19 protein-coding genes and 2 pseudogenes are annotated in these 26,581 nt (G+C 62.1%); 14 read left to right on the forward strand and 7 right to left on the reverse strand.

The window, feature by feature from the left end:
• Positions 1–659: pseudogene (locus WH91_RS25435) on the reverse strand (transposase); the annotation flags it as partial.
• Positions 660–862: 203 nt separating this feature from the next.
• Here WH91_RS25435 and WH91_RS13080 point away from each other — a divergent pair.
• From WH91_RS13080 to WH91_RS13130, 11 genes are all read left to right on the forward strand, one after another.
• Positions 863–2,398 carry an ABC transporter substrate-binding protein gene (locus WH91_RS13080; RefSeq protein WP_046171462.1) on the forward strand — a complete coding sequence of 512 codons (1,536 nt, stop codon included), beginning with the start codon at positions 863–865 and terminating at the stop codon, positions 2,396–2,398.
• An 84-nt stretch (positions 2,399–2,482) separates the two neighbouring features.
• Positions 2,483–3,424, forward strand: a complete 942-nt coding sequence (locus tag WH91_RS13085) for an ABC transporter permease (protein WP_046171463.1) — start codon at positions 2,483–2,485, stop codon at positions 3,422–3,424.
• On the forward strand, positions 3,424–4,287 hold the full coding sequence (locus WH91_RS13090) for an ABC transporter permease (protein ID WP_046171464.1): 864 nt from the start codon (positions 3,424–3,426) through the stop codon (positions 4,285–4,287). Before WH91_RS13085 ends, WH91_RS13090 begins: the two co-directional genes overlap by 1 nt.
• Positions 4,287–5,507, forward strand: a complete 1,221-nt coding sequence (locus tag WH91_RS13095) for an amidohydrolase/deacetylase family metallohydrolase (protein WP_046171465.1) — start codon at positions 4,287–4,289, stop codon at positions 5,505–5,507. Before WH91_RS13090 ends, WH91_RS13095 begins: the two co-directional genes overlap by 1 nt.
• On the forward strand, positions 5,504–6,523 hold the full coding sequence (locus WH91_RS13100; protein ID WP_046171484.1) for an ABC transporter ATP-binding protein: 1,020 nt from the start codon (positions 5,504–5,506) through the stop codon (positions 6,521–6,523). The genes WH91_RS13095 and WH91_RS13100 overlap by 4 nt, the downstream gene beginning before the upstream one ends.
• The gene (locus WH91_RS13105; protein ID WP_046171466.1) at positions 6,520–7,491 is read left to right on the forward strand and encodes an ABC transporter ATP-binding protein; all 972 of its coding nucleotides are present in this window, start codon (positions 6,520–6,522) and stop codon (positions 7,489–7,491) included. Before WH91_RS13100 ends, WH91_RS13105 begins: the two co-directional genes overlap by 4 nt.
• A gap of 19 nt (positions 7,492–7,510) precedes the next feature.
• Positions 7,511–8,002 (forward strand): RidA family protein, encoded by a 492-nt coding sequence (locus WH91_RS13110; protein ID WP_046171467.1) that lies wholly within the window; start codon positions 7,511–7,513, stop codon positions 8,000–8,002.
• A gap of 51 nt (positions 8,003–8,053) precedes the next feature.
• Complete coding sequence (locus tag WH91_RS13115) at positions 8,054–9,250, forward strand: aminotransferase class V-fold PLP-dependent enzyme (protein ID WP_046171468.1); 1,197 nt, start codon at positions 8,054–8,056, stop codon at positions 9,248–9,250.
• Between the two features lie 46 nt (positions 9,251–9,296).
• Entirely contained in the window at positions 9,297–10,103 is an 807-nt protein-coding gene (locus tag WH91_RS13120) for an IclR family transcriptional regulator (RefSeq protein ID WP_046171469.1), read from the forward strand.
• 391 nt (positions 10,104–10,494) lie between these two features.
• Complete coding sequence (locus WH91_RS13125) at positions 10,495–11,088, forward strand: DUF6088 family protein (protein ID WP_046171485.1); 594 nt, start codon at positions 10,495–10,497, stop codon at positions 11,086–11,088.
• Positions 11,081–12,118 (forward strand): nucleotidyl transferase AbiEii/AbiGii toxin family protein, encoded by a 1,038-nt coding sequence (locus WH91_RS13130; RefSeq protein ID WP_046171470.1) that lies wholly within the window; start codon positions 11,081–11,083, stop codon positions 12,116–12,118. Before WH91_RS13125 ends, WH91_RS13130 begins: the two co-directional genes overlap by 8 nt.
• 60 nt (positions 12,119–12,178) lie before the next feature.
• On the opposite strand, the gene tnpB is transcribed toward WH91_RS13130, so the two are convergent.
• Entirely contained in the window at positions 12,179–12,730 is a 552-nt protein-coding gene (tnpB, locus tag WH91_RS23505; protein ID WP_074797889.1) for an IS66 family insertion sequence element accessory protein TnpB, read from the reverse strand.
• Between the two features lie 569 nt (positions 12,731–13,299).
• Complete coding sequence (locus WH91_RS13140; protein ID WP_046171472.1) at positions 13,300–14,142, reverse strand: alpha/beta fold hydrolase; 843 nt, start codon at positions 14,140–14,142, stop codon at positions 13,300–13,302.
• A gap of 969 nt (positions 14,143–15,111) precedes the next feature.
• On the opposite strand from WH91_RS13140, the gene WH91_RS13145 reads away from it, so the two are divergent.
• Positions 15,112–17,598 (forward strand): EAL domain-containing protein, encoded by a 2,487-nt coding sequence (locus WH91_RS13145; protein ID WP_082102159.1) that lies wholly within the window; start codon positions 15,112–15,114, stop codon positions 17,596–17,598.
• A 304-nt stretch (positions 17,599–17,902) separates the two neighbouring features.
• On the opposite strand, the gene WH91_RS26155 is transcribed toward WH91_RS13145, so the two are convergent.
• Positions 17,903–18,070 (reverse strand): DUF4411 family protein, encoded by a 168-nt coding sequence (locus tag WH91_RS26155; RefSeq protein WP_158409565.1) that lies wholly within the window; start codon positions 18,068–18,070, stop codon positions 17,903–17,905.
• 716 nt (positions 18,071–18,786) lie between these two features.
• Here WH91_RS26155 and WH91_RS23515 point away from each other — a divergent pair.
• Positions 18,787–19,156, forward strand: a pseudogene (locus WH91_RS23515) (transposase); the annotation flags it as partial.
• Between the two features lie 282 nt (positions 19,157–19,438).
• Here WH91_RS23515 and WH91_RS13165 read toward each other — a convergent pair.
• Positions 19,439–20,521: a PLP-dependent cysteine synthase family protein gene (locus WH91_RS13165; protein WP_342028134.1), complete on the reverse strand. Its 1,083-nt coding sequence runs from the start codon at positions 20,519–20,521 to the stop codon at positions 19,439–19,441.
• A 250-nt stretch (positions 20,522–20,771) separates the two neighbouring features.
• Between WH91_RS13165 and WH91_RS13170 the strand changes: the two genes are divergently transcribed.
• Complete coding sequence (locus WH91_RS13170; protein ID WP_052952826.1) at positions 20,772–23,285, forward strand: PIG-L family deacetylase; 2,514 nt, start codon at positions 20,772–20,774, stop codon at positions 23,283–23,285.
• 102 nt (positions 23,286–23,387) lie between these two features.
• On the opposite strand, the gene WH91_RS13175 is transcribed toward WH91_RS13170, so the two are convergent.
• Both WH91_RS13175 and WH91_RS13180 read right to left on the reverse strand, forming a co-directional pair.
• Positions 23,388–24,191, reverse strand: a complete 804-nt coding sequence (locus tag WH91_RS13175; RefSeq protein WP_074797822.1) for a DMT family transporter — start codon at positions 24,189–24,191, stop codon at positions 23,388–23,390.
• A gap of 40 nt (positions 24,192–24,231) precedes the next feature.
• Positions 24,232–26,571, reverse strand: coding sequence for a PIG-L family deacetylase (locus WH91_RS13180; protein ID WP_046171475.1), 2,340 nt, complete (start codon positions 26,569–26,571; stop codon positions 24,232–24,234).
• Positions 26,572–26,581: the final 10 nt, after the last annotated feature.

Below are 26,581 nucleotides of genomic sequence, written 5' to 3' on the forward strand. Positions count from 1 at the left end.
CATGACCCGCAACACCCGCTTGGCGTTGACGACCGGTTTGCCTTCGAGCCGGCGCTGCCGGTTGATCAACGCGGTGACGCGGCGATAGCCATAGGTCGGGCGCTTGTCGATGATCGGTCGCATCTCGACCAGCAGGTCGGCATCGTCTGGTTTGCGATAAGGACCACGCGGGACAACGGGCGTCGCGGCGCGCTCGATCAGGTTGGACCGGGCGACGCCCAGGGTTCTGGCTATAGCGCTCATCGGGAACCGTCCTCGGCAGCGTTCCAGGACACCAAGGGCAAGCTGTGTTTTTTTGGGCGAGCGACTTCAAGGGCTTCCTTGAGGATCTCATTCTCCATGGTCTTGCGGCCCAGCACCCGCTCGAGATCGCGGACGCGCTTCTCCAACTCCCGGACTCTGGAAGCGGCGACGACATCTTCGTCGGCCTCCACGGCGGCATGACCGCCTTCCAGCATGCGGCGCTTCCAGGCAAACAGCTGGGAGGGAGAGATGCCTGCGCGTCGGGCAACGTAGGAAACACCCATGCCGGGCTGCATGGCTTCTTCAACCAGGCTGACCTTCTCTGCCACCGACCAGCGGCGGCGGCGTTGCACGGAAGTAATGACTTCGACACGGCTGAACGGGACGTCAGAGGCTTTGGACATAGTCGTACTCATAGGCGTAGGCCTATGCCTTATCGGCTAGGCCGACTGTCCGGTCAAAATGGGGTGCGCTCCATGCCCCAAGCCGAAATCGGCCGCGTGGTGAGACCATCGGCGCGGTTTTTACTGGCGGCTTGACGCATGACGAACGTAGTGTAAGCTCTTTCCGTAACAAGGGCATATATTCCGATATTAGGGAATAACCAGGAGGAATTTGGATGAAGCGCATTGCGCTGGCAGTTGCCACTACGGCCGTTGCACTGATGTCGGTGAACGGACTTGCCTACGCTCAGACCAAGGGCGGCATCATCGATGTTGCGACCATTGGTGAGCCGCCAACCCTCGATCCGATGGCTTCGACTGCCGACCTCGTCGGCATCGTTACCCAGCACATGTTCGAAACGCTCTACACGTTCGACGCCAAGTGGGGTGCCACCCCGCTGCTGGCCGCGGCGCTGCCGGAAATTTCGGCGGATGGCCTGACCGTCACCATCCCGCTCCGCACCGGCATCAAGTTCCACGATGACAGCGTCATGACCTCTGCCGACGTCGTGGCTTCGCTAGAGCGCTGGATCAAGATCGCCACCCGCGGCAAACAGGCGGCCGAAGTCATCACGGCTATTGCGGCCACCGATGAAGCGACCGTCACCATCACGCTGTCCAAGCCCTATGCGCCGCTGCTGGCCCTCCTATCGCTCAACAACGCGGCCGCGATCATCATCCCGGCCGCCAATGCCGCACAGGATCCGCTGACCAGCTTCATAGGCACCGGCCCTTACAAGCTGCAGGAGCGCGTGCCGGACCAGTATATCCAGCTCGTGCGCTTCGACGGCTACCAGTCGCTCGGCGGCGAGATCGACGGTTACGGCGGTGCCCGCAAACAGTATCTCGACGAAATCCGATTCGTGCCGGTCCCCGATCCCAATACCCGTATCGGCGCGGCCATGGCTGGCGAGTACGACTATGTCGATCAGCTGCCGGTCGAATCCATGCAGCAGATCACCGATGGTGCGACCGAGCCGGTCGTGCTGGCCCCGTTTGGCTGGCCGGTGTTCATGATGAACACCAAGGAAGGCCTCAACTCAGACATCCGTATCCGCAAGGCGATCCAGGCTGCCCTGGCTCCCGAAGACATGATGCTGGCCGCATTCGGCTCGGAAGACTTCTTCTCGATCGACGCTGCCTGGTACCCGGACAGCTTCTCCTGGCATTCCGAAGTCGGCACCGAGGCCTACAAGCCCCTCGGCGACACCGAAGCTGCCAAGGCCCTGCTGGCTGAGGCCGGCTATGATGGCAGCAAGCCGCTGCGCATCCTGACCAGCCGTCAGTATGAGTTCCATTACAAGATGGCGCTGGTGGCCCAGGCTTACCTCGAAGCCGCCGGCTTCAAGGTGCAGATGGACGTGGTGGAATGGGCGACGCTCACCACAAATCGTGCCGATCCGGCGCTCTGGGACATCTACATCACCCATAGCCCGTTCCTGCCGGAACCCTCGCTGATGGGCATCATGTCGGATACCTCGCCCGGCTGGTGGGCAACCGATGCCAAGCATGCGGCCGTCGAAGCCTTCAACGCCGAAAGCGATCCGGCCAAGCGCGCCGAACTGTTCGTCGAGGTCCAGAAGGTCATCTATGACGAAGTTCCCGGCTTCAAGGTCGGCAACTTCAACGCCTTGGCCGCCCAGAACCCCGCCCTCGATGGCGTGACCCCGGCACCGTGGCCCTACTTCTGGAACGCCTACCTCACCGAGTAGGCTTCTCGCCAAACCTCCCGTCGCGGCTTCGGCCGCGACGGGGCCTGATACTGAACCTGTTCCAAACAGAGGTCCGGCCGACATATGCTTCGTTCCGCACTCAACCGCATCTTCGGCATGGCGATCGTGATGGCGCTGGTGGTCACCATCGTCTTCGTGATCGTGCGCGTCACCCCGGGCGATCCGGCCGCCGTGATGCTGGGTCCCGACGCGACGGCCGCCGACATCGCGAGCCTTCGCGAACGGCTCGGGCTCAACGCCTCGATCCCGGAGCAATTCATCAGCTATGTCGGCGGCGTGCTGCGCGGCGATTTCGGCCAGTCGATCTTTCTCAACATGCCGGTGACCGATGCGCTGTGGCAGCGTGCCGAGCCGACCTTTTTCCTCACTGTCTTTTCGCTGGGCATCGCCACGCTGATCGCGCTGCCGGTAGGCGTGCTCTCGGCTTATTGGCGCGGCTCGATCTTCGACCAGGCCGCGACGACACTGGCCATGTTCGCCGCCTCGATCCCCAGCTTCTGGCTCGGGCTGATCTTCATGCAGTTCTTTGCGGTTAAGCTCGGCTGGTTCGATACCTCCGGCTATGGCGGTCCCGGCGCCAGCTTTGGCACGCGCATGCACCATCTGGTGCTGCCGGCGGTAACGCTGGGCCTGATCAGCTCGGCGCTGATCACCCGCTTCACCCGCGCCTCGATGCTCGACGTGCTCAATGACGACTACGTCCGCACCGCCCGATCCAAGGGGATGAGCGAGTGGCGCGTGGTGGTCAAGCATGCGCTCAAGAATGCGCTGATCCCCATCCTGACGGTGGTCGGCCTCACCGCCGCGCTGCTGATTTCGGGCGCCATCGTCACCGAAACCGTATTTGGCCTGCCCGGCGTCGGCAGTCTCATCGTCTCCGCCGTGCTGCGCCGCGACTATCCCCTGATCCAGGGGGCGCTGCTAGTAGTCGCGGGGCTCTACGTCCTCGTCAATTTCATCATCGACATGCTCTATCTCGTCGTCGATCCCCGGGTGCGTTACTGATGGCCGCTATTGCTCAAGGCGGGTTCCGCGAACCCAATCTGCTGATGAAGATGGCCAGCCGACCCACCGCCATGGCGGGACTGGTAATCATCATCGTCATGATCGCGCTGGCGCTGCTGGCGCCGGTGATCTCGCCCTACGATCCGGCCCAGCTGGCAGTGCGCAACCGCCTGCTGCCGCCCAGCTGGCAAAACCTGTTCGGCACCGACGACCTGGGTCGCGACGTCTTCACCCGCGTGCTCTATTCGGGCCGCACCTCGATCACCGTTGGCTTTGCCGTGGTGATCTTCGCCTCGATCATCGGCGTCTTTCTCGGCCTCATGGCCGGCTTCTTCCGCCGCCTCGATGCCCCGGTATCGCGCCTGATCGATGCCATGATGGCGTTCCCCGATATCCTGCTGGCCATCGCGCTGGTGGCGGCTTTGGGGGCCTCGGCTACCAATGTAGTGATCGCGCTCGGCGTGGTCTATGCGCCACGGCTGGCCCGAGTGGTGCGCGCCTCGACGCTGGTGATCCGCGAGCTGCCCTATGTGGAAGCAGCGCGGGCGCTCGGCGTGCCGACCCCGATAATCCTCGTGCGGCACGTGCTGCGTAACCTCACCTCGCCGCTGCTGGTGCAGGCCACCTTCATCTTCGCCAACGCGATCCTCGCCGAAGCGGGCCTGTCCTTCCTCGGCGTCGGCATTTCGCCCGATATTCCCACCTGGGGCACCATGATTTCGGTCGGCCGACAATATCTCGACCAGGCACCCTGGATCATGTGGTTCCCCGGGGGGGCCATCATCATCACCGTGCTTTCTCTGCAACTTGTAGGCGACGGCCTGCGCGATTTCCTCGATCCGCGCCTCGCCAAGGATGTCTGATGTTCGATAACCGTTTTAAACCGCAAGCCCAGAACCTGCTGATCAAGGGCGCCAAGCCCATCGGCTTCGCCCAAGCCGGCCTGCCGCCGGTCCTCGACGTGCTGGTGGCCGCCGATGGCGCAATCCTCGATGTCGGCGCCAATATCGCCGCTGACAATGCGAACCTCGTCGAGGCCAAGGGCGCGTTCATTTCGCCCGGCTGGACCGACCTGCATGCCCATGTCTGGTATGGCGGCACCGATATCTCGATCCGCCCGGAGCAGGGCGGGGCGGCGCGCGGCGTCACCACCATCGTCGATGCCGGATCGGCCGGCGAAGCCAATTTCCGCGGGTTGCGCGAATTCATCATCGAGCCGGCGCGCGAGAACATCTACGCCTTCCTCAATCTGGGCTCGATCGGCCTTGTCGCCTGCAACCGGGTGAGCGAGCTGCAGGACATGCGCTCGATCGACATCGACCGTACCATTGCGGTGATCAAGGCAAACCGGGACGTCATCGTCGGCCTCAAGGTGCGCGCCAGCGCGGTGATTTCAGGCGGCTGGGACCTGGTGCCGCTCAAGCTCGCCAAAAAGCTCAGCCGCGTGCTCGACCTGCCGGTCATGGTCCATGTTGGCGAACCGCCGCCGCTCTATGACGACGTGCTGGGCCTGCTGACCGAGGGCGACATCGTCACCCATTGCTTCAACGGCAAGCAGGGCGGCTCGATCATCGAGGACGACGATCTCTACAAGCTCGCCGAAGACGCGGCCAAGCGCGGCATCATCCTCGATGTCGGTCATGGTGGCGCCTCGTTCTCCTTCGATGTCGGCAAGGCGGCGCTGGAGCGCGGGCTCAAGCCCAACACCATTTCCACCGACCTGCACAATCGCTCGCTCGACACCTCGGTGTGGGATCTGGCGACGACGATGAGCAAGCTGCTATCGCTCGGCATGGGCATGGAGGATGTGATTGTCGCCTCTTCCACCGCCCCCAAGCGCGCCATCGGCAAGCCGGCCGACAACCTGCTGGTCAAGGGCAAGCCGGCCGAATTCACCCTGTTCGACCTGGTCGACGGCGATCTCGTGGTCACCGATAGCCAGGGGGCGAAAAGCACGCTGCACCAGACCTTCGAGCCGCGCTACGCCATCCTGGGCGCCGAGGCAGTCACCGCCCACCGGCATCAGCCGATTGCTGCTGGCGATCCCGGCCACAAATGCCCCAGCTGCGGGTGGACCGCATGACGGCACCCCTACCAGCCGAGACCATTCTATCGGTCCGCGACCTCAAGACCTGGTTCGTCAGCAAGCGCGCCACCACCAAGGCGGTCGATGGCGTGACCTTCGATCTCAAGCGCGGCAAGACGCTGGCCGTGGTCGGGGAGTCGGGGTCCGGCAAGTCGGTCACCAGCCTGTCGATCATGGGGCTGCTGGCCAAGCCCGGCCGCATTGCCGGCGGCGAAATCCTGTTTCGCGACCGCAACGAGCAGGTGCATGACCTCGCACAGTTCGAGCCCAAGCAGTTCCGCGCCATCCGTGGCCGCGAGATCGCCATGATCTTTCAGGAGCCGATGACCTCGCTCAACCCGCTCTATACGGTGGGCGACCAGATAGGCGAGATGATTTCGCTGCATACCGAGCTGGGCCGCGGCGAGGCCCGCGCAAGGGCGCTCGAAATGCTCAAGCATGTCGAAATCCCCGATGCGGCACGACGGCTGGACGACTATCCGCACCAGATGTCGGGCGGCATGCGCCAGCGTGTCATGATCGCCATGGCCCTGAGCTGCAATCCCTCGCTGCTGATCGCCGATGAGCCGACCACTGCGCTCGACGTGACCATCCAGGCGCAGATCCTCGACCTGCTGCAGCGCCTGCAGGCACAGTTCGGCATGTCGATCCTGTTCATCACCCATAATCTCGGCGTGGTGGCCGAGGTCGCCCATGATGTCGTGGTGATGTATGGCGGCCGCGTGGTCGAGCAGGCGCCGGTCAATTCGCTCTTCGCCCACCAGAAGCACCCCTATACCAAGGGGCTGCTGGCCTGCACGCCCGACGCAACGCGTGACCTGGGTACCGACGGTGCGCGCCGGGCGCTCTATTCCATCCCCGGCTCGGTTCCGCCGATCACCAACCTGCCGCCCGGTTGCGCCTTCGAGCCGCGCTGCTCGATGGCCATCGAGGCCTGTCGCATCGCCTTTCCGCCGCTGATCCCCGCTGGCCCCGAAACCTTCTCGCGCTGCATCAGGACCCATGAGCTATGACCCAGCCAAGCGATGATACCCCGCTGCTGAGCGTGCGCGGGCTGACCAAGCATTTTACCGGTCGCGGCGGCCAGATCGTGCATGCCGTCGAGGATGTGAGCTTTGACATAAGGCGCGGCACCACTGTCGGCCTCGTCGGCGAAAGCGGCTCGGGCAAGACCACGGCCGGCCGCTCCATCCTGCGCCTCGTCGAGCCGAGTTCCGGCCAGGCGATCTTTGATGGCACAGATATCTTCGCGCTCAAGCCCGGCGAGATGCAGCACTGGCGCAAGCGCCTGCAGATCGTCTTCCAGGACCCCTATTCGAGCCTGAACCCGCGCCTGCGCATCGAGGCCATCATCGGCGAAGCGCTCGATGCCCGCGGCTACCCCCGCGGCGCCAGGCGGCGCGAGCGGATTGCTGAACTACTGACCCTTGTGGGGCTGTCGCCCGACTATTCGCGGCGGTTTCCGCACGAATTCTCCGGCGGCCAGCGCCAGCGTATCGGCATTGCCCGCGCCTTGGCGGTCGAGCCCGATTTCATCGTCGCTGATGAGCCGGTCTCGGCGCTCGACGTCTCGGTGCAGGCGCAGGTGCTCAACCTGCTCGGCGAGCTGCAGCAGAATCTCGGCCTGACCATGCTGTTCATCGCCCATGATCTCAGCGTCGTCGAATATCTCTGCGACGAAGTGGTGGTGATGTATCTCGGTCGGGTGATGGAGCGGGGCCCCTCGCGCCAGGTCTACGCCCAGCCGCGTCATCCCTATACCAGGGCCCTCCTTGCCACCGCGCCGGTGCCCGATCCGACGCGCAAGCGCACCCATGTGCCCCTTCAGGGCGATATTCCATCCCCGATCAATCCGCCGTCCGGCTGCGTCTTCCGGACGCGCTGCCCGATGGCGATCGAGGCCTGCGCCCAGGTCATCCCGCCCGTCGAGCATCTCGGCGGCAACCATCACGTCGCCTGCATTCGTCACGGCGAGCTTTAGTCTTAGTGGAGTTCTATCTATGAGCATTTCCGAGCTTGCCAAGCGGCCGGATGCGTCCCCTTACGACCGGCTGTCGGCAATGGGCATCGTCCTGCCCGCTGCCCCGTCGCCGATCGCTAACTTCGTCACCCATGTGATCGAGGGCAAGCTGCTGTTCCTGTCGGGGCAGGGCCCGTCGGAAGCCGATGGCACGCTGCATACCGGCAAGGTCGGCGCCGAGGTGTCGGTGCAGGACGCCTATGCCCATGCCCGGCTGACGGGGATCAACCTGATCGCCGTGATCCAGGCGGCCCTGGGCGATCTCGGCCGGGTGCGGCGCGTGGTCAAGCTCCTCGGCATGGTCAACGCCACGCCGGAATTCGCCGACCACCCGGCCGTCATCAACGGCTGCTCGGACCTGATGAACGAGGTTTTCGGCGAGCGCGGCATCCACGCGCGCTCGGCGGTGGGGTTCAGCTCGCTGCCCAACCAGATCACCGTCGAGATCGAAGCCGTGGTGGCCTTTGACTAGGCTTGCCTGCCAACCAGACGCCCAACTGCACTGCCAATCGAGAGTGAAAGCATGACCCAGGATATTCGCACCCAGTTGGGCCTCCGCCCGGTAATCAACGTCTCCGGCACCATGACGTCGCTTGGTGCCTCCATCGTGGTGCCCGAGGCCGTCGATGCCATCACCCGCGTGCTGAGCCAGTTCGTCGAAATGGGCGCATTGCACCGCCGCGCCAGCACCGCCATTGCCGAACTGACCGGCGCCGAAGCCGGTTTCATCACGGCGTCTTGCTCCGCCGCGATCAGCCTCGCCGTGGCGGCCGCGATCACCGGGGATAACCTCTGGGCCATCGAACAACTGCCCGATACCGGCAGCCTCAAGAACGAAGTGCTGATCCAGAGTGGCCACATGGTCAGCTATGGCGCTCCGGTGGAGCAGGCCATCCGCATGGCCGGCGGCAAGGTCGTGCCGGTGGGGCAGGCGACCAGCGCCTATGCCTATCAGCTGGCCGGCGCCATCACCGAGCGCACCGTCGCCGCCGTCTTCGTTGTCTCCCACCATGTCGTCGACTATGCCCAGATTCCGCTCAAGACCTTTGCCGAGGTCTGCCATGCGCGCGGCGTCAAGGTGATCGTCGATGCGGCTTCCGAATATGATCTGCGCAAGTTCCTCGCCGATGGTGCCGATGTGGTGCTCTATTCCGGCCACAAGTTTCTCGGCGGCCCGACCTCAGGCATCTGCGCGGGCGACAAGGAATTCGTGCGCAACATCTACCTGCAGAACCGCGGCATCGGCCGTGGCATGAAGATCGGCAAGGAAGGCATTGTCGGCGTCATCGCGGCACTCGAAGGCTGGAAGTTGCGCGACCACGACGGCATCCGCGCCCGCGAACGCAAGGCGCTCGATCTCTGGGTCGAAGCGCTGCAAGGCCGTCCGGGTGTTTCCGCCACCATCGTCCCCGATCCGACCGACAACCCGCTCGACCGGCTCAAGGTCGATATCGATCCCGAGACCGCGCGCATCACCGCATGGGATATGGCCAGTGCCCTCGCCGCCGGCGACAGGCCGGTGATCGTGCGCGATCACGAAGCCGAGCATGGCCATTTCTTCCTCGATCCCTGCAATCTGCATCCTGACGAAGAAGCCATCGTCGCCGAGCGGTTGATCGAAGAACTGGACCGGGCCCTGCGCTCCAACGAGGTGATCTTCACGCCGCTGGCCGAGCGTTGGCTGGCACAGGAAGCCGCCATATTGAAGTGGCTCGATTGACAGCGTAGACGAACCATCATGTAGGCGAAGGGTCGGAGCGAGTAAGGTGACCGATAGTGAAAGCCAGACCGAGCCGGCTCGTCGGACCCGCACCAGCGGTATCGATAGGGCGCTGCAGATTTTCGACCATCTGCAGCGCGTCGAGCAGGCGACGACGGCCTATGAGATCGCCCGCGCCGTCGGCGCTCCGCTTTCGACCATTTATGCGATCATCGACGACCTGGTGGAAAAAGACCTGCTCGACCGCGATGCCAATGGGTTGATCTGGCTGGGGCCACGGCTCTATCACTATGGATTGAGCTATGCGCGAAGCCTCGACCTGCTGAGCGCCGCGACCCAGGAAATGCACGAACTGGCTCGGCAGTCCGGCGAGACCGTGCAGGTCTGCGGGCGCGATCAGGACATGATGGTGGTGCTGGCCATGGAAGACGGAACCGGCCAGTTCAACGTCAGCTCACGCGTCGGCTCCCGCAGCCCGCTCAACTGGACGGCCTCGGGCCGCCTGCTGGTCGGGCACCTGCCGCTGCCCGACCTGCTGGCCATCTTCGCCCGCTCCGCCCGGGTATCCCCCACCGGGCGTGCCGAGACCGATCCGCAGGTGTTGGCCGACAACGCCCATGAGGCGCTAGCGGAAGGGCTGTCGATTCAGGCGGGCGAATCCGACTTCGCCGTGGCGTGCATTGCCGCGCCGATACTGGACCAGTCAGGCCGTTGCCACGTCACCATGTCCATTGTGGTGCCGGAACACAAAGTGCATCAAAAAGACCCGGACCTGATCGCCATGGTCCGCGAAAGCGCCCACCGTGTCGAGCGCCGCTTGGGGTGGAACCGCCGCAACCGGGCGAACGTCTGACTACTGCGGCTCCTGCGGCCGACCTTCGAGGGGATCTTTGAATTCTCCCGGCTGGCATAAGTACCGCGCGGCCAACCGGGCCAAGAAGCGCCACCCACCACTGCGTAGTAGTCGGTATTCTTTGTTGTGGGAGATCTGCTTTTTACACGAAACCGAACGACATAGGATTCGCATATTATGCGGTCTGGAACGGCTGCGTGCGGCCGACAACTGAGCTTTTACGTCGAAGTCCAGCAAGACACTTCCTGCTTGTTCACCAAGGGATGAGTAAGGGATTGCGTCCCTCGAGACCCTCTTCGCAACAAGGTCAGCCAGCACCTTGAATGTCAGAAAAAAATAGGCTATTTTCTGACATATGAATACGGCGATGACATCAGCTCCTGATCAGATCATGCGACGTGCCCGCGCCGGCGGGCGCGGAGGCGTCTTCACGCCCACTGACTTCCTCGATGTGGCAGCGCGCGCCGCCGTTGACCAGTCTCTTTCCCGCTTGGTCAAGAGCGGCAAGCTGCGTCGCTTGGCGCGTGGCCTCTATGATTATCCAAAGGTCCATCCGAAGCTGGGGGCGCTTTCACCGGCTCCTGACGACGTTGCGCGCGCGCTTGCACGGGAGACTGGCTCGCAGGCGCAGATCGCCGGTGCGTACGCCGCCAATGCACTCGGCCTCTCGACGCAGGTTCCAGCAAAGAGCGTCTACCTAACGGACGGCCCTTCACGCCGGATCGTGCTGGGCAGGCGCGTGGTCGATCTGCGTCACGCTGCGCCCAAGCATCTGATCGCGCCGGGCAGTCCTGCCGGGACGGTTGTGCAGGCCCTTCGCCACGTTGGACCTGCGCGGGCCGCCGACGTGGTCCAGGTTGCCTCGCGTCGGCTGTCGGCCAGCGACAAGAAGCTACTCGTATCCAACGCAGTCAAGGCTCCGGCCTGGATGCGACCCACGCTGATCTCGATCGGCAACACAGCGTCGGACGTAGTGAATGGATAAGGTCGCTGTTCTTCCGGCGAGCGACCGGGCAGCGCTGTTTGGCGAAACCGGCGCTGGCCGCGGCGTCGCCAACACGATCATCGAGAAAGACTTCTGGGTCTGCTGGACCTTGAAGCGACTGTTCACTCTTCCGGAGAACACCGCTGCCAGCCTGGTTTTCAAGGGCGGAACGTCTCTCTCGAAAGCATTCGGCATCATCCGCCGCTTCTCCGAGGACATCGACTTGTCCTTCGACCGGACTGATCTCGGCTACACAGGAGATCGCGACCCGGAAAATCAGGGTATCAGCCGGAAGAAGGCCGGGCAGCTCATTGAGGACCTTGTGGGGGATGTCGAAAAGCATATCGCCGAAAGACTGCTTCCTGCCCTTCGGGTCGTGATCGTCCAAGAACTCGGCGAACCGGAACACGACGAGTGGTCGCTTGCGGTCGATGACGCCGATGCGCAGACGTTGAATTTCCACTACCCGGTCGCGCTTCCGGCGGCCGAATATCAAGGCATGGCCTATATCACGCCGCGGGTGAAGCTCGAGCTCGGTGCACGCGGCGATCCCTGGCCCGCCGAGACGAAGATCATCCGCCCTTACGCGGCTGAGGATTTTCCCGATTTCTTCGAGGATCCGGATACGACTGTTACGGTGCTATCGGCACGGCGCACCTTCTGGGAAAAGGCCACGGCATTGCACGCCGAGGCCAATCGCCCGGCGGACTCGGCGCCCCCGCAGTATTTCTCGCGCCACTACTATGATCTCGCCATGCTGCTCGACTCAGACGAGGGCAAGGCCGCCGCCACTGATCTTGAGCTTCTGGCAACGGTGGCAAAGCACAAAACCACCTTCTTTCGCTCGGGTTGGGCCAACTACGATGCGGCCCGCCCAGGCACTTTGCAGTTGATACCCAGCGAGGCGCGGATCAAGGCTCTCAGAGCCGACTATCGCGCGATGGCGCCGATGATGTTCGACGACACCCCGCCGTCATTCGATGACATCTTTTCCACGATTGAGAAGTTCCAGGGAACCATCAACAGCTAGGCGCAAGCCTTGCCCGGAACCTCAAACTGACGATGCGCGCCACTTTGAACTGCAGCGGCATCAAACACCCGCAGGTTGGAATCCTGTCCGAAGATTGTCGCATTTTCTCGGACTCGGCATGATTGCCCCCGATGAAGACAGCGGCGTTGCACATGACTGGATGATGGCGCCACGTTGACGTGCTGGCGGGTATTGGGGCGTCCTCCTGGCGGAGCCGGGCTGTCGGCAGAGCCGAAGCCCCGAGATCGGGTCTTCGCCCTGACGGGCGTCCATCCCTGACGCAAGCGCGGGGACATCCGGCGGGAGGGAGGAGCCATGCTGTCCAGGATCAGGCGATGGGTCGACCCGGCTGTGGCCGATCCGCGGCCAGCAGAACGACGCCTTCTCCAGCCGCTTGGCGTAGTGACAAAGTCCCGTGCCGTCCCACCAGGCGATCTTGATCCGATCCGCCCGCTTGGCGCGGAACATGCAAAGCGCCCCGCTGAACGGATCAGCACCGGCATCGCGCACCAGCGCCATCAGCCCATCGGGACCTTTGCGGAAGTCCACTGGATGGCTGGCCAAAAATACCTTCACCCCGGCCGGGATCATGCCGAGCGTACCGCGCAGCATCACACCGCCGATGCTGATCTCGACATGGTCCGCAGCTGGCGCGCCGTGACCAGATCCAGAGGGTGAGGCTAATTCATCCCGGCGCCGTACCGATCCGGTTGCGATCGCCTTGCGCCGTTAGCCGTAAATCTGGGATGCGGTTGGTAATCCTCGAGACCTTCGCCCCGTGGTGCCAGCCTCGTGAATCACCTGCGGCGAAGCCCTCGAACCGGGAGACCGTACCCGGCATGAACCGCCTGTCCGCACGGCCGTGCTACCCGGCACCGGATCGGTTACGCCCAGTGCCGCGGCGACCCTCAGCATGCAAGTACAACGCGTCCCAATCTCCACCGCACGCACCCAGGTCCCGCTCGGAAGCGGTCGCCTCAAGACGCTCATCGCAACATGCCCCGCCACTGGCGGAAGGCACGCGAGCGGCCCCAAACAGAAATACCCATAGCGCAACGTGTGCGGACCGCGGGTTCCTGCATGAGATGCCTTGTTACGCCAAGCGGCATCCCAAACCCTTCACCATTCCGGTCGTTCAAGCAGCCTCGATGCTGTCCCGAAAGCTGTCACTCCTGCGGACCTCAGCACACTTCAGTCGGGGGCGACCGCCATGACGATGCTCGAGGTTTATTTGCCTCCAAAAATTCCAACACCGCTGCATTGAAATCCGCCGGCCGCTGCACCGGCGCAAAATGGGTGACGCCCGGCAGTTCCACCAGCCGTGCATCGGGAATGGCTTCTGCAATATAGCGCGCATGATGGGGGCGGATAAACTCGTCACTTGCCGCCCATGCTACAGTGACGGGCACGCTAATAGCACCCAGGTCCGCTGGCGAATAATTTGGCTGGCTACCCTGCATCTCCTGCAGCGCTGCGCTCATCATGTCGAAACGCTCAGGCGCGGGCGAGAGCATGGCATAATCCTTCCGGTGGCGTTTTAGGCAATTGCCGATCACTTCGGTCATTTCGAACGGCCAGGCGCCACTTGCATCTACATTGCACGCAAAAAAGAAAACGCCAGCCACCCGTTCCGGATGCGCCCTGGCTAACGCCAGGCCAGTGCATGCGCCATCGCTCCAACCCACTACCGCCGCCCTTTCAATCCTCAACTGGTCAAGCACCGCAAGGACATCCTCCGCAAATTGGACATAAGAGAACGGTGTTCCGTCCCACCCGCTGCGCCCGTGCCCACGACTGTCTATGGCGATAACTCGATAGCCGGCATCTACGAGGGCAGGGACCTGGTGCCCGAAATTGCCGGCGTTCCCCATCCCGCCATGGGCCAAGACAACGGCAGGTCCAGCCCCATATTCGCCGAACCACACTTTTACCCCCCCACAACGGATGTAAGTGCCACTTGGTGGCAAGGGCACAGGACCGTCGCTGGAAAAGGCATTCAGGTCGTCATCAGTGAACTGGGTCAATGATTATCCTCACTCTTGTCCAGACGACGAACTAATCGGCCTGGCATTGACCTTAGTCCCGACAAATCTACGCCGAGACGGCCGGTGGAACGCAACTTTACTCTCGTAGATGCGGGCGTTGTGGTCCACTGAAAAGCGCGCCATGTAGATGTTGATACGGCATTGTCACTATCTGAATGCAAGGCCTAAGCTGAGGCTCTTGCTGCTGCTTGCGCAGCCGGTGTGCGCCTAATTCCAATCGTGTGCCAGGCGCAGTCTCCACCCTAAACCCGGACATCAAAGCGACAACGGGAGCTCAGAAATTCGTGCGCGCATGAGGTGGTTTCCTACGGACGGATCAGCTCGACCGGTGAATAGGCACTGCCAGTAAACCCGGTGATACTGCTCGCTGTCTGTGACTTTAATCCCGTGGATGCGGCGCTGCAAAGGGGGGCGTAGCCGAGCCAGGCAAATGTGGCTCACATAGGGATCGCGTCTCATGGGGCAACAGTGCCGCTGCCGGCGTGACCGCCTCCGCGAAAGCCAAGAAAAGAGCAGGCCAGCGCGGCAAGATTCCTGCCCGCGCCGTCGCGATCCCGAAGGTGAATACTACGAGCAGGTGGCAGACGCCCAACAGCGAATCGATCGGCACGAGCGCACCGATTTGGAGGTCACCGGGATGTCCATTGCCGACGCCCAAAAAGCTTTCGACCAACTCTGGGGTCGATGTCGCGACAAGGCGGGATCAGGAGTTCGGCGACTACAAAGCCCGTCTGGAGGCCTAAAGAACATCGCCATCGAAATTAGCCTGGCGGTCTTGGCCTACAACATCAAGCGAGCAGTTACTGTCGCCGGCAGTGCACCGACCGTTCCACTAGCAGTTTGCGCATAGGCGAGTGTTGATCGAGCTGGCGTTCGCAACGCCCGAAGTTAACCAGCCGTTTCAAAGAGAGTGATAACATTGAAGCACCTCCGCTCGGATTTTTATCAATGCTTCCGCTTCAAGATTTCGTCAGTGCCGCTCAAGATCAAGTGTGGAAGCACGCTTTGGGTCGGGCGCGACTTGGCGTGTGGGACTGGAACCTACAGACCGGCGACTGCGTCTATTCCGACAGCTGGTTCGAAATGCTTGGCTATCGCCCTGGCGAGCTGAAGCAGGACAGCGATCTGTGGCTTCGCATTTCGCATCCGGACGATCGGGATCGTGCGGTGGCAAGCGGTGACCGGCATATTGCCGGTGAAACCGATGCAATCGAAACCGAACTCCGGCTGAAACACAAGGACGGGCACTGGGTCTGGGTGCTGGACCGCGGCGGGGTGATCGAGCGCGACGCGAACGGCAAACCGTTGCGCGTGGTCGGCGTGCAAACCGATATTTCGTCGCTCAAGGAAGCAGAGAACCGGCTCAGTCAGGTGAACGGCCGCTATGATCTGGTGCTGGAAGCCAGCGCTACCGGCATCTGGCACTTCGATCTCGCCAGCGGCCAGAGCCATTGGGACGATCGGACGCGGAATATGTTCGGCCTGCAACCAAACCCGATCGAACTTGAAAAAAATGCCTGGCATTCGTTTTTGCACCCCGATGACAAGGAGAGGGCGGAGCGGGCGCATGAGCTTAAACCTGTTGCCGGCCAGACCTCCAAAATTCGATATCGCATCATTCTCAAGGATGGTCAGGTTCGGCACGTTGAAACACTAGCGGTCTATGTTCCCGATATTCAAAATTCGGGTAGCATTGTCGGCACCATTCGCGACGTTACCGATGAGGTTCTGGCGGCCGAGACCATCAAGACCGAGAAGGAAAAACTGCGCGTCACCTTGCGTTCGATCAGCGACGCGGTGGTTAGTGTCGATATCGGCGGCTCGATCATCTTTGCAAATTCGGCAGCCGCGATGCTGGTGGGCAAGTTGGAGGCTGAGCTCACGGGCTCGGCACTGCGTGACAGTTTCATTGTCGGCACCGACGTATCGCTTGCCAGCATTCTGGGTGCTAGCGGCCAAACCGAGACGACGGCCCTCGCCGAAATTGGGGAGGGCGCGCTGTTTCTGCAATGGACCTCCAATGTGATACGGGCCGCCAATGGAGTATGCCTCGGCACTGTGTTTACGTTGCGGGATGTCACGGAGGCGCAAGTGCGGCAGCGGGAACTGTCGCACGCCGCGCGGCATGATCCGCTGACCGGGCTGCTCAACCGAAATGCCTTCGATGCCGATCTGGGCGAGTACATCCTGCGGGCCAGTACCGAGCCCATCGCGGTCTATTACGTGGACCTGGACTATTTCAAGGGTTTGAACGACTTTGCGGGCCACGCAGCCGGTGATGCCGCCTTGAGGGCCATTAGCCATGCCCTGCGAAGGAGCTTGCCCGAGCAGGCCACCATTGCCCGGCTGGGGGGCGATGAATTTGCCGTTGTTTTCGGCGCGCGGGAAACAGAAGATGCCGTCGTCATTGCCACGCAGATCCTCGACACCGTTCGGAACGTAGATATATGGACGCCCGCGGGCTATCGACGGCTGGGCGCCAGCATCGGTGTGGCGCTGATCCATGACAATCAGATACTACCCAGCGATGCCCTAGCCTTTGCCGATGACGCATGCTATCGCGCCAAATCATTGGGCCGCAACCAATTTGCGTTCTTTTCGGTAGCGGGGGTGACCCTGTCGTCGGGGTTTACCGCAGCGCGAATTGTCGCCGATATCGCCGAGGCGAAAACCGACGGCAGGCTGCAACTCTATGGCCAAGAGATTCGCACCCTTTCCGATCCCTGGAATCCGTCTGGCGATATTGAAGTTTTGGCGCGCCTGTTTGCCAAAGATGGCCGGCTGATCAGTCCGGACGAATTCATTCCTGCAGCAGAGCGTTTCGGCATGGCCGCGCTGCTGGATCGATGGATTATCGGGACCGCACTGCGCCAATTTGGCCATGACATGCAACGAACCGGGCGCATATCATTGGCGTTCAATCTGTCGGCGCAGACCTTGAGTGACCCGGCGCTGTGGGACGTGATCGCCGCGACGCTTGTCGATACGGGCGTTGCGCCGTCAAACGTAGTGTTCGAGATTACCGAGACGGCGGCATTCACCAATTTCGAAGCAGCGGAGCGGTTTGTCCGCAGCGCCCGGGCCAGCGGTTGCCGCGTTAGCCTTGATGATTTTGGCACCGGGCTGAGCTCATTTGAATATCTCCGCAGATTTCCTGTCGATTGCATCAAGATAGACGGCGCTTTCATTCAGAACCTTGCAACTCAGCAATTTGATCGCGAAATCGTTGGAGCTATCAGCAAGATTGCCGACAATCTTGGCTGTGATGTTGTGGCGGAGAAGATCGAAAGTGCCGAAGTAATCGACATTCTCTGCGGCATGGGGATCAAGTTTGGTCAGGGCTTTCTAATGCATCAACCAGAGCCATTAAACCAACTGATTGGGCGCCTCAGAGATAGCTGGTTGCTGCCTAGCACAGCGATTTCGTCGGTATGATCTGATCGCTCACTCCGGTCGCTCGACGCTAAGTAGAGGGACATGGTTGCTAAGAAAAGCTACGTTGCCACCACAAAAAGCAGGCCCCCATCTGTAGATTAAGACCAAGATCGGACGGAGGCATTTGTCGCCGCCTTCGATTGGCAGTGCTTTGAGCCGACGGCTACAGGACTGAACTTTGAGCAATGCCAGCTATCGCTGCGTTCAGCTAAACCGGACTAACAGCTAGCGGCCCCAAATACGCCGGAATCAGTCGACCCGTCATTGGTCGAAGCTGCCTGATCGCTTTCGGACCCGAACTCCCTTAGCCGATAATCCAAGCCTGCGCGCGGATGACGCTGATCAGGCGCATGCACTCAACGTTTGCAGCCTGGCAGACGTCGGGAATGTGCGGTTTGGCAGGACTGCCGCGCCCTTCCTCGCTCACCACGGTGAGGCCAACCGCGCCGTTATCGGACGTGTGCGCTCTCACCAGTACTGCGGTCAGCCACCTTTATGTAGAGTCTCACCATGTTCACGGGCTGGCCTGGCATTTGCGAATAAACACGGGCCCGAAGGTCTCGCTTTGCCCCGCTGCGGACCAGCAACACTCCCAACGCGAGCTCAGCGGCACGCTCGGGAGATGACGCAACAATGGTCTTGGGGTTCGGATCTATAGTTTCGGTCTGGAGATCAATGATACGGAACTCAGTCATGGCGATCGGTCCCGAAATGGATATTGAAGTGCGAAACTTCGTGCAGGTCGGCTCTCCTTCGCGCGGCCGCTCTACAATGGAGGGGGCTCGTCTGAACAGGAACATCCGATGAGATGGATGGACAAAAACCCATGGGCAGCGGATGCCAACGTAGCGAAGTATCGTACGTTGCTTAGAGAAGACATGCAACGAGCCAAGTCTAGAAGCTCCCGCATCGATCCCAACAGGGCAGTAGGGTCGTAGGGCTTGCTGAAAAACATGCTGCCCTCCGGAAGGTTTGCGATCCCGACCATGCGGGTGCCGGAGGTCACGATGATTTTCACAGGCGGCCACCGCTTTCGAACGGCGGCAGCGAGCTTGAGCCCGTCCATGGAACCGGGCATATCGATGTCTGCAAACACCAAGCGGATATCTAAGAGCCCAACCCAAAAAGAGTTGAGCAGTTTCAGCAGGTTGTGATTCAGTTCGGTTGTGAGACTGAACGGAGACCACGATGGCCTGGACCGAAACTGCCCGGCGCAAGTATGCGCGATGCGGGCGTCGCTATTCAAGTGATCTGACGGACGATGAGTGGGCACTGGTCCATCCGTTTCTACCATCGGCCCGGCCGACTGGGCGCCCCAGAACGACAGATTTGCGGGCGGTGGTGGACGCGGTTCTCTACATGGCCTCAAGCGGCTGCCAATGGTCGCTACTGCCCCAGGATTTTCCACCGCCATCGACAGTGCAGCGCTACTTCTATGACTGGCGTGACAGTGGCCTGCTCGCCACCATCAACCACCATCTGGAGACGACCGCCCGTGAGCTCGAAGGTCGCGAGGCGTCCCCCTCGGCCGGGGATGATCGACAGCCAGAGTGTGAAACAGCGCAGGGTTTGGACGCCAATCGGCATGATAAGTCATTGAAACGTCGATAGCGGGTGGGGTCCCGAGGTCGTGCCGGATCAAAGTCGATGCTGAACGAGCTAATTGATGGTGAGGTCGGGGCGGCATTGCCGCTTGGGCATACTGCGAATTGGAGAGCACTAGTCTACACAGCCTTTGCTCGCTCTGCCGAACCGAGGGGCGCTCAAGCAACTGCAGTAGTCGATAGCGTTTGGGCCGCCACATAGCTTAGGGCGTGAAGCAGCCCGGGCCATCCACACCTCAGGATCTGGCACGCATGGTCTGATCTAGGACCAAGTCGGGCGCCAGTTCTCCGTAGGCGAAGGCGTGCTCGACCATTTCAATAGCAGACTTGATATCGATGCCCTGAAGACACAACCAGCTGTCGCTAAAATAAGTGTCGACATATCGCTCACCGCTGTCACAGATGAGGGTAACAAGCGAGCCTTGCTCCCTGGCCTTGCGCATGGCCGCGGCGGCCCACAATACACCCATGAGGTTGGTGCCTGTTGATGCGCCGACCCGACGGGACAAAACTCTAGAAAGCACCCGTGAAGCGGCAATCGATGCTGTATCCGGGACTTTAATCATGGCGTCGATCACGCCGGGAACAAACGACTTCTCGACTCGGGGTCGGCCGATGCCCTCGATGCCGGAGCCGCGAGAGCAGGTGACCTCGATGTTATCCTGGGTCCAGCCGGCATAAAATACGGAATGCTCAGGGTCAGGCACGCAGAGCCGGGTATCAATGCCTTTGTAAAAGATGTAGCGCCCGATCGTAGCAGAAGTTCCTCCTGTCCCCGCGCTCATTGAAATCCACTTGGGAATGCTGTGACGCTCAAGAGAGAGTTGTTGAAAGATCGACTCTGCGATGTTGTTGTTGCCGCGCCAGTCGGTCGCGCGCTCGGCGAAGGTGAACTGGTCGAGATAATGGCCGTTCTCACACTGCGCCAAGCGATCCGCCTCCTCGTACACCTTGGCCGGCTCTTCCACGAAGTGGCAAGATGCACCTTGCGAACGGATCGCCTCGATTTTGCTCATGCTGGTGGTGCGCGGCAGCACGGCGATGAACTTGAGGCCCAACATGCGGGCGAAATAGGCTTCACTCACAGCCGTAGAGCCGGACGACGCCTCAACCAACACGGTCCGCGGCCCTATCAGACCATTGCAGATGCCATAAAGGATCAGTGAGCGGGCAAGGCGATGCTTCAGGCTGCCTGTGGGGTGGCTGGATTCGTCCTTGAGATAGATATCAATCCCCGGAAATCCCGGAAGCGACAAGGGGATCATGTGAGAATCGGCCGAGCGTTGCCCATCAGCGTCCATTATCTTGATGGCAGCCAATCTCCATTCTCTAAAAAAGGAATTATAGGGCATGATATACCTTAAGACCAAGGATATTTAGCATAGCATGCTTCAAAAATACGGAACATAGCAAAACTGTTTTCTTTTACAGAGATTCGATAAAACTCCGCCGAAAAAACTTCGATTAACATACTTGAGTTGAGTTAATCGGGTTCTCATAGTTGCGCAGGACCGTCAGCAATCTGGCCGCAGGGGACAGATTTTTTGGCGGGCAAGGAGAGGAACAACCATGACACGTTTGACCCGGCGAACCTTCATAGCGTGGGTGCCGCCGCTGCTCGCAGCGACGCAGGTTCCGGCCTGGGCGGCACCAGCCTCAGATCTCGAACTGATCGCTTCGCAAAAGGGCGAGCCCGCCATCGTGAAGCTATACCGCCAGCTCGAACGTCTGACCTCCACCATGACGCTGATGACGACCGGCGCCCATCCTGACGACGAACCGAGCGGCATGCTGGCCGCCTTGCGCCACGTCTACGGCATTCATCCAGTACTCTATTGCATCACGCGCGGCGAAGGCGGACAGAACGCCATCGGCCCTGAGCGCGGTTCGGTCCTGGGTGTGTTGCGGACCCGGGAAATGACCGAAGCCTCCCGCGCGCTCGACGCCTCACTGGCCTTCGGCAGCCAGGGTCACAACGACCACATGCATGATTTCGGATTTTCCAAGGACCCGAATGCCACTATCGACCGCTGGGGGCGGGATCGGGTCATCGAGCGGATGACCTGGGCGGTGCGCCAGTACAAGCCCGACGTGATCATGAACTGTTTTCTCGATGTGGGTGGCCAGCATGGTCACCACCGCGCGGCAAACGTCGCCACCTTTATCGTGGCGGAACTCTCCGGCAACGAAGCGGAATTCCCCGAACAAATCGCGGCTGGGCTGCAACCCTGGACCGTGCCCAAGATCTATCAGCCGGCCTGGGGTGGCGGCGGCGGCGTCTATGATGACGAAACTCCACCGCCGCCCACGACTTTGGTGATCAAGGCGCCCGAGCGCGACCCGATTTCGGGCGCCACTTTCCCGCAGATGGGCGAGTGGTCGCGCTCATGCCACCTGACGCAGGGCATGGGCCGCTGGCGTCCGGATCCGCAGACGGAATGGCCGATCAACCTGAGCTGGACTGCCGATGGGCAGGGGGGGCGTCAGGAAAGCGATATCCGTGATGGTGTCCTGGCCACGCTGGGCCAGATCGCCGAACTGGACGGCATGCCGGCAAGAGGCGCCGAAGCGCTGCGCACCGCGCAGGGTCTGATCGATGAGGCCGTGGCCGACTACGGCGATCCGGTCAGCGTCAAGGCAAAGCTGGTCGAAATTGCCAAGGCACTGGGCGAGGCGCGTGCGCAGTTGCCCGCCGAACTCAAAAACAATGCCGCGCACCGCCTCGATCGCAAGATCAAGGAAACCGACCTGGCCTTGGCCACGGCCGCCGGCCTGAACATCCGGGCCTTCACCGAAGGTGCAGACCTTCGTCCGGGCGCGGACATCCTCGTCAAGACGATCGTTGATGGTCCGCAAGGCATTGCCGTGGACAGCGTCGAAGTCATCGCTCGCGACGGGATCAGTGGCGGAGCCAATGGTGAGGACGGTATTTCCGTCAGTGTCGATGGCGATGCGGCGCTGACCAACCCCCTTACCGGGCAGTTCGACCCGCTGGGTGGCAATGGCGATGCCTTCCTGCGCCTGACGGCAACGATCGACGGGCACAAGGTCGTTCTCGACATCGACCTCGAAGACGCATTGCGCGTGCTGCCAGAGGCCTCGCTGGAGCTCAAGCCCGATGCGGTTGTGTTCAATACTGAAACCGAGATTGTCCCGGTCAAGATGACGGCAGTGGTTTCGGGCGCGACGACGGCCGATCTCGATTTCCAGCTGCCGGAAGGATGGACCATCACCGCGACCGGCGACACCGGCAGTGAGGCAGGCACCTTCGAGCTGGCGCCCCCGGCTGATCTGGGCACCACCCGTATCACCATCGCGCCCAAACTGCTGGAAAAGCAGGCCTATGCCATCAACGTTTTCACCTATCCCCATATCGGGCGGTCAGTGGTGCCGACGGAGGTGGCGGTGCCGGTGCAATCGGTGGGTGCGGTGATCCCGGAAGGCAGGATCGGCTATATCGGCGGTGGCAATGACAATGTGGCGACCTGGCTGGTCAGGCTCGGCGTCGAGCTGGCCGAACTAACGCCGTCCGATATGGAATCGGGCGCCTATCGCGATCTCGACACGCTGGTTGTGGGAATCTTCTCGTTCGGCCGTCGCCCCGACCTCGTGGCGGCCTTGCCTGGTGTGCATGAATGGGTGCGCAATGGCGGGCATCTGGTGACGCTCTACCATCGTCCGTCCGATGGCTGGGACGTCGCGACGGTGCCGCTGGCGCCGCTCACCATCGGCTCGCCCTCGATCCGCTATCGTGTCACCGATGCCCACGCCGTTGTCAACGTGCTCGAGCCCGACCATCCCCTGCTCAACTACCCCAACACCATCACCGAGACGGATTGGGCGAACTGGGACAAGGAGCGCGGGCTTTATTTCGCTTCGGAGTGGGACGAGGTCTATGTGCCGCTCCTGGCCATGAGTGATGCCGGCGAAGAGCCGCTGACCGGCTCGCTGCTCTCCGCCGAGATTGGAGAAGGGCGGCATACCCATACCAGCCTGGTGCTCCATCATCAGCTCGACAAGCTGACGCCGGGCGCCTTCCGTCTCATGGCAAATCTCATCCAGCCAGCCAAGCGGCCGGGCTGAGCCGACACGGTTCGCGCGGCCTCCCTGGCGCGAACCGCAGCTGCCGCATTTTGCGTGCGGCAGAACCTCCAGCCCCGCCGGGGCTGGAGGTTTTTTATTGGTTCACGTGCTGCGGTCGAGACGCGCTGTGAGCACCAGAGCGCCAGGATGATGGCGATGCCGGCAAAGGTGGTCCAGGCAGGCACTTCGCCGAAGGCAACGAAGCCCGCAAGGCTGGCAAGGGCGATGGACAGATAGCTGAAGGGTCCGAGGAGATTGGCGCGACTGCTCTGGTGTGCCCTCAGAAAGCAATACTGACCGATCTGGTACGAGCACGCAGATGGCAAGCAGCAGCGGCCAGTCGGCGCTGGCGACGGGTTGCCAGACGAACAGCGCAGGCACGGCGGTGAAGAAGGTGAGCCCCACGGTATAAAAGACCATGAGCACCGTGGTGTTTTCGCCAGCAGGCGCCCTAGTCTGGACGGTGGCCAGCGAACCGAAGACGACCATGGCAAGGGCGGCGGCGAGGTCAAGGTTCCAGGCGACCTGGCTGGGGCCGACCATGACGATGACGCCGGCAAAGCCCACTGCTGCACCGATCCAGCGCCAGGGTCCCGACCGTTTGCCGAGGAGCCAGGTGGCGAGGGCCAGGACCACGAGCGGGCGCATGAAGCCTATGGCATTGACCAGCGCCAGTGGCAGCGCGGTGAGGGCCGCGAAATTGGCACTGAGCGCCAGCGTACTACAGAGAACACGGAAGCTGTTCCGACCCCATTGCCGCGTCTGCCGCAAGGCGTGGCGGTGACGCCAGGCGAGGGGCAGGACGGTTACAAGGCCGATCAGCGAGCGGATGAAGACCATCTGCACGGCGGTCAAAGTGGCGCCGCCCAGCTTGACCAAGACGGTGGTCACGGTGACCAGAAACATGTCACCGAGCAGCCAGGCTACCCCCTAGGGCGGACGCATGTCAGCCTGCTTGCAAAAGGTTCGCCATGAGCCGGAAAGCACCGGGCACCAACTGGTCCATCTGGTGATGAAGAACGAGGCTAGTGTGAGTGTGGCGCCCCTTGCCGAAGCGTGCCGACAGCAGCGAGCCTGATAGGGGGGATTCGCCTTCATCGCTTATGGACAGCAGAGGCTGGTAGGCGTCGTCCCAGGCGGAGGCGAAATAAAGGCCGCGTTCCTTGTCCCACATGTCGAAATCCGCCTCGGTGATGCGATTGGGGCCGACCAAGAGTGGATGATCGGGGGCAAGGATCGTGACGTCCGCTGTGGGATTGGTGACGCGCCAGCGCAGCGAGGGGCTGCCGATGGTGACCGGCAGCGGCGGCGTGGTCTGGGGAATCCAGCCGTCGCTGGGGCGGTGATAGAGGGTCACCAGATGCCCGCCGACGCCAGTCCAGGCGTGGAGCCTTGCCGTCGCGGCGGCGAGGTCGGGGCGGGTGCCGAAGGCAAAGATGCCGACAACGATGGTGTCAAAACCGGAAAGGTCACCGGCCAGCGTCTCGGCATCGAGCATGGTCACGTTCGCCCCCATACGCTCCAGCCAGAGGCCGACGCGGTCGGCCCCGCCGCCGATATAGCCGATCCGGGTCGTGGGGACCTCAAGGTCGAGCGCGAGGATGTCCAGCGCCAGCGGCTGGACAAAGCGCGTGCGGCCAATGTGGGGATAGCTGATCGGTGTCACAGCGTAGGCGGGCATGCCATCGACTTGGATCGGCAGGCGGTGACGGCCCGGTTGCAGGTTCGCGTCGGGAGTAATCGTCAGTGTTCCGGGTTGCGTCGAAACGGTGATGCCTGGCGGGGGAACAATCGTGATCCGACCAGTGGCGATATTGAGCTTGAAAGCGATGGTGTGCGGAGAAGGGGCTGCAAGCGGAATTATCAAGGCATCGGGCGTCAAGGCCAGGGTGTGGCCGGGCGCCAGCTGCAGTTGCTCCTCGGTGTCGACGGCGAAGGTTATAGTTTCTCCAAGGACGATCGCTTCGGCGTTCAACGAGACATTGCCGTTCCCCCCGAGGCTCTGCCAGTCAACCGCAAAAGCATTGGTGATCGCCGCGTCCGGTTTGGCCTCGAGCGAGATGGTGGCCTGACTATCCGAGGTTGGTACGCGCTCGACGTCTCCGAAGGCGAAACTGGTCACTGGGGTCAGCGCCAGCGCAATGGCGATGCCGTGCTCCGCCTCGATGATGAGATCGACACTGCCGCCGGGGACGACGCTGGGGGAAGAAAGTGCGACAGAAATATCGATGCCGGCGGCCAGAATAATAGCGGCATCGATCTCTCGGACTTTGCGCTCGAGCCGGTGCGCATGCTCGGCACCAATATCGCTAAGCGCACTGGCAATGCCCTGACGAGCTTCGATGAGGGCTTGAGCAACCGCCTCGCAATCGGGGAAGGAGGACCGCGCGCGTTCCATGGCAGCATCGGCGGTGGCAAGGTGCGGGGAAGCGCCAAGTTGGGCAAGACTTGCGGGGAGGTCGTCAAGAATGCTGGCTTCGGTAGCGCCGCCGACCAGATGCAGCGACCACGTGGTCTGCGCCGGATGCTGCCAGAAGCCCATGCCCTGGCTGGCGTGAAAGGCGCGGGAGACCTCCCCGAGGCGATCGTAGCTCATGCCGGTGGCGGCATCGACGTCCTCGGCATGGATATGCGTGGTCGCGGGCGGGGGCGGCACCTCGTCGTCATAGGTATCACCGCCGCCCGACCAAGCCGGCAGGTAGAATTTGGTCACACGCCACGGTGCCAGGGTGGCGGTCGCGTAGGCCGGATCGGCTGCCAGAGCGAGCGCGGTTTCGGCCGCCTCGGTCATGGCGCGGTGGTGGCCGTGCTGGCCGGGCACGTCGAGAAATGTAGGGATGACGATATCGGGTCGGAAGGTACGATAGGCGCGCACCAGGCGCTCGATGATCAGGTCCTTGCCCCAACGTGCGAGGGTGTCGGGACCAGACTTGGAAAAACCAAAATCGTGGACCGGATCATCGGGACCGTGACCGAGCCAGGCGATATCGGCATCGATGACGCGGGCCGCTTCCTCCATTTCGCGTGAACGCAGCACGCCCAGGGCGCCGAGACGCTCGGGGCCGAGCGTGTTCTGTCCTCCCTCACCGCGCGTCGAGCAGGCGACGACAATGCGCGTGCCATGCTGGTGGCGCAGGGTGGCAAGCATGCCATTGTGTTCGTCGTCGGGGTGGGCGCCGGTATTCATCACCGTGACGCAAGAGCGCAGGCGCCCGAGCGCGCGGTGCAGTTCAACAAAGCGTGGCGTGGCCGCGCGACGGCGCAGGCGGTCTGTGTCGGTCAGCATGGGATAAGTC

The sequence above is a fragment of the Devosia psychrophila genome (assembly GCF_000971275.1).
Taxonomy (GTDB): Bacteria; Pseudomonadota; Alphaproteobacteria; order Rhizobiales; family Devosiaceae; genus Devosia; species Devosia psychrophila.

Excerpts from the sequence above, each read along its gene's own strand:
- tnpB (WP_074797889.1), bottom strand. The coding sequence starts at position 12,730 with ATGCTGCGCGGTACGCTCGGCATGATCCCGGCCGGGGTGAAGGTATTT.
- WH91_RS13145 (WP_082102159.1), top strand. The coding sequence starts at position 15,112 with ATGCTTCCGCTTCAAGATTTCGTCAGTGCCGCTCAAGATCAAGTGTGG.
- WH91_RS13175 (WP_074797822.1), bottom strand. The coding sequence starts at position 24,191 with ATGTTTCTGGTCACCGTGACCACCGTCTTGGTCAAGCTGGGCGGCGCC.
- WH91_RS13180 (WP_046171475.1), bottom strand. The coding sequence starts at position 26,571 with ATGCTGACCGACACAGACCGCCTGCGCCGTCGCGCGGCCACGCCACGC.
- WH91_RS13110 (WP_046171467.1), top strand. The coding sequence starts at position 7,511 with ATGAGCATTTCCGAGCTTGCCAAGCGGCCGGATGCGTCCCCTTACGAC.
- WH91_RS13115 (WP_046171468.1), top strand. The coding sequence starts at position 8,054 with ATGACCCAGGATATTCGCACCCAGTTGGGCCTCCGCCCGGTAATCAAC.
- WH91_RS13100 (WP_046171484.1), top strand. The coding sequence starts at position 5,504 with ATGACGGCACCCCTACCAGCCGAGACCATTCTATCGGTCCGCGACCTC.
- WH91_RS13095 (WP_046171465.1), top strand. The coding sequence starts at position 4,287 with ATGTTCGATAACCGTTTTAAACCGCAAGCCCAGAACCTGCTGATCAAG.
- WH91_RS13105 (WP_046171466.1), top strand. The coding sequence starts at position 6,520 with ATGACCCAGCCAAGCGATGATACCCCGCTGCTGAGCGTGCGCGGGCTG.
- WH91_RS13090 (WP_046171464.1), top strand. The coding sequence starts at position 3,424 with ATGGCCGCTATTGCTCAAGGCGGGTTCCGCGAACCCAATCTGCTGATG.
- WH91_RS13085 (WP_046171463.1), top strand. The coding sequence starts at position 2,483 with ATGCTTCGTTCCGCACTCAACCGCATCTTCGGCATGGCGATCGTGATG.
- WH91_RS13125 (WP_046171485.1), top strand. The coding sequence starts at position 10,495 with ATGCGACGTGCCCGCGCCGGCGGGCGCGGAGGCGTCTTCACGCCCACT.
- WH91_RS13130 (WP_046171470.1), top strand. The coding sequence starts at position 11,081 with ATGGATAAGGTCGCTGTTCTTCCGGCGAGCGACCGGGCAGCGCTGTTT.
- WH91_RS13080 (WP_046171462.1), top strand. The coding sequence starts at position 863 with ATGAAGCGCATTGCGCTGGCAGTTGCCACTACGGCCGTTGCACTGATG.
- WH91_RS13170 (WP_052952826.1), top strand. The coding sequence starts at position 20,772 with ATGACACGTTTGACCCGGCGAACCTTCATAGCGTGGGTGCCGCCGCTG.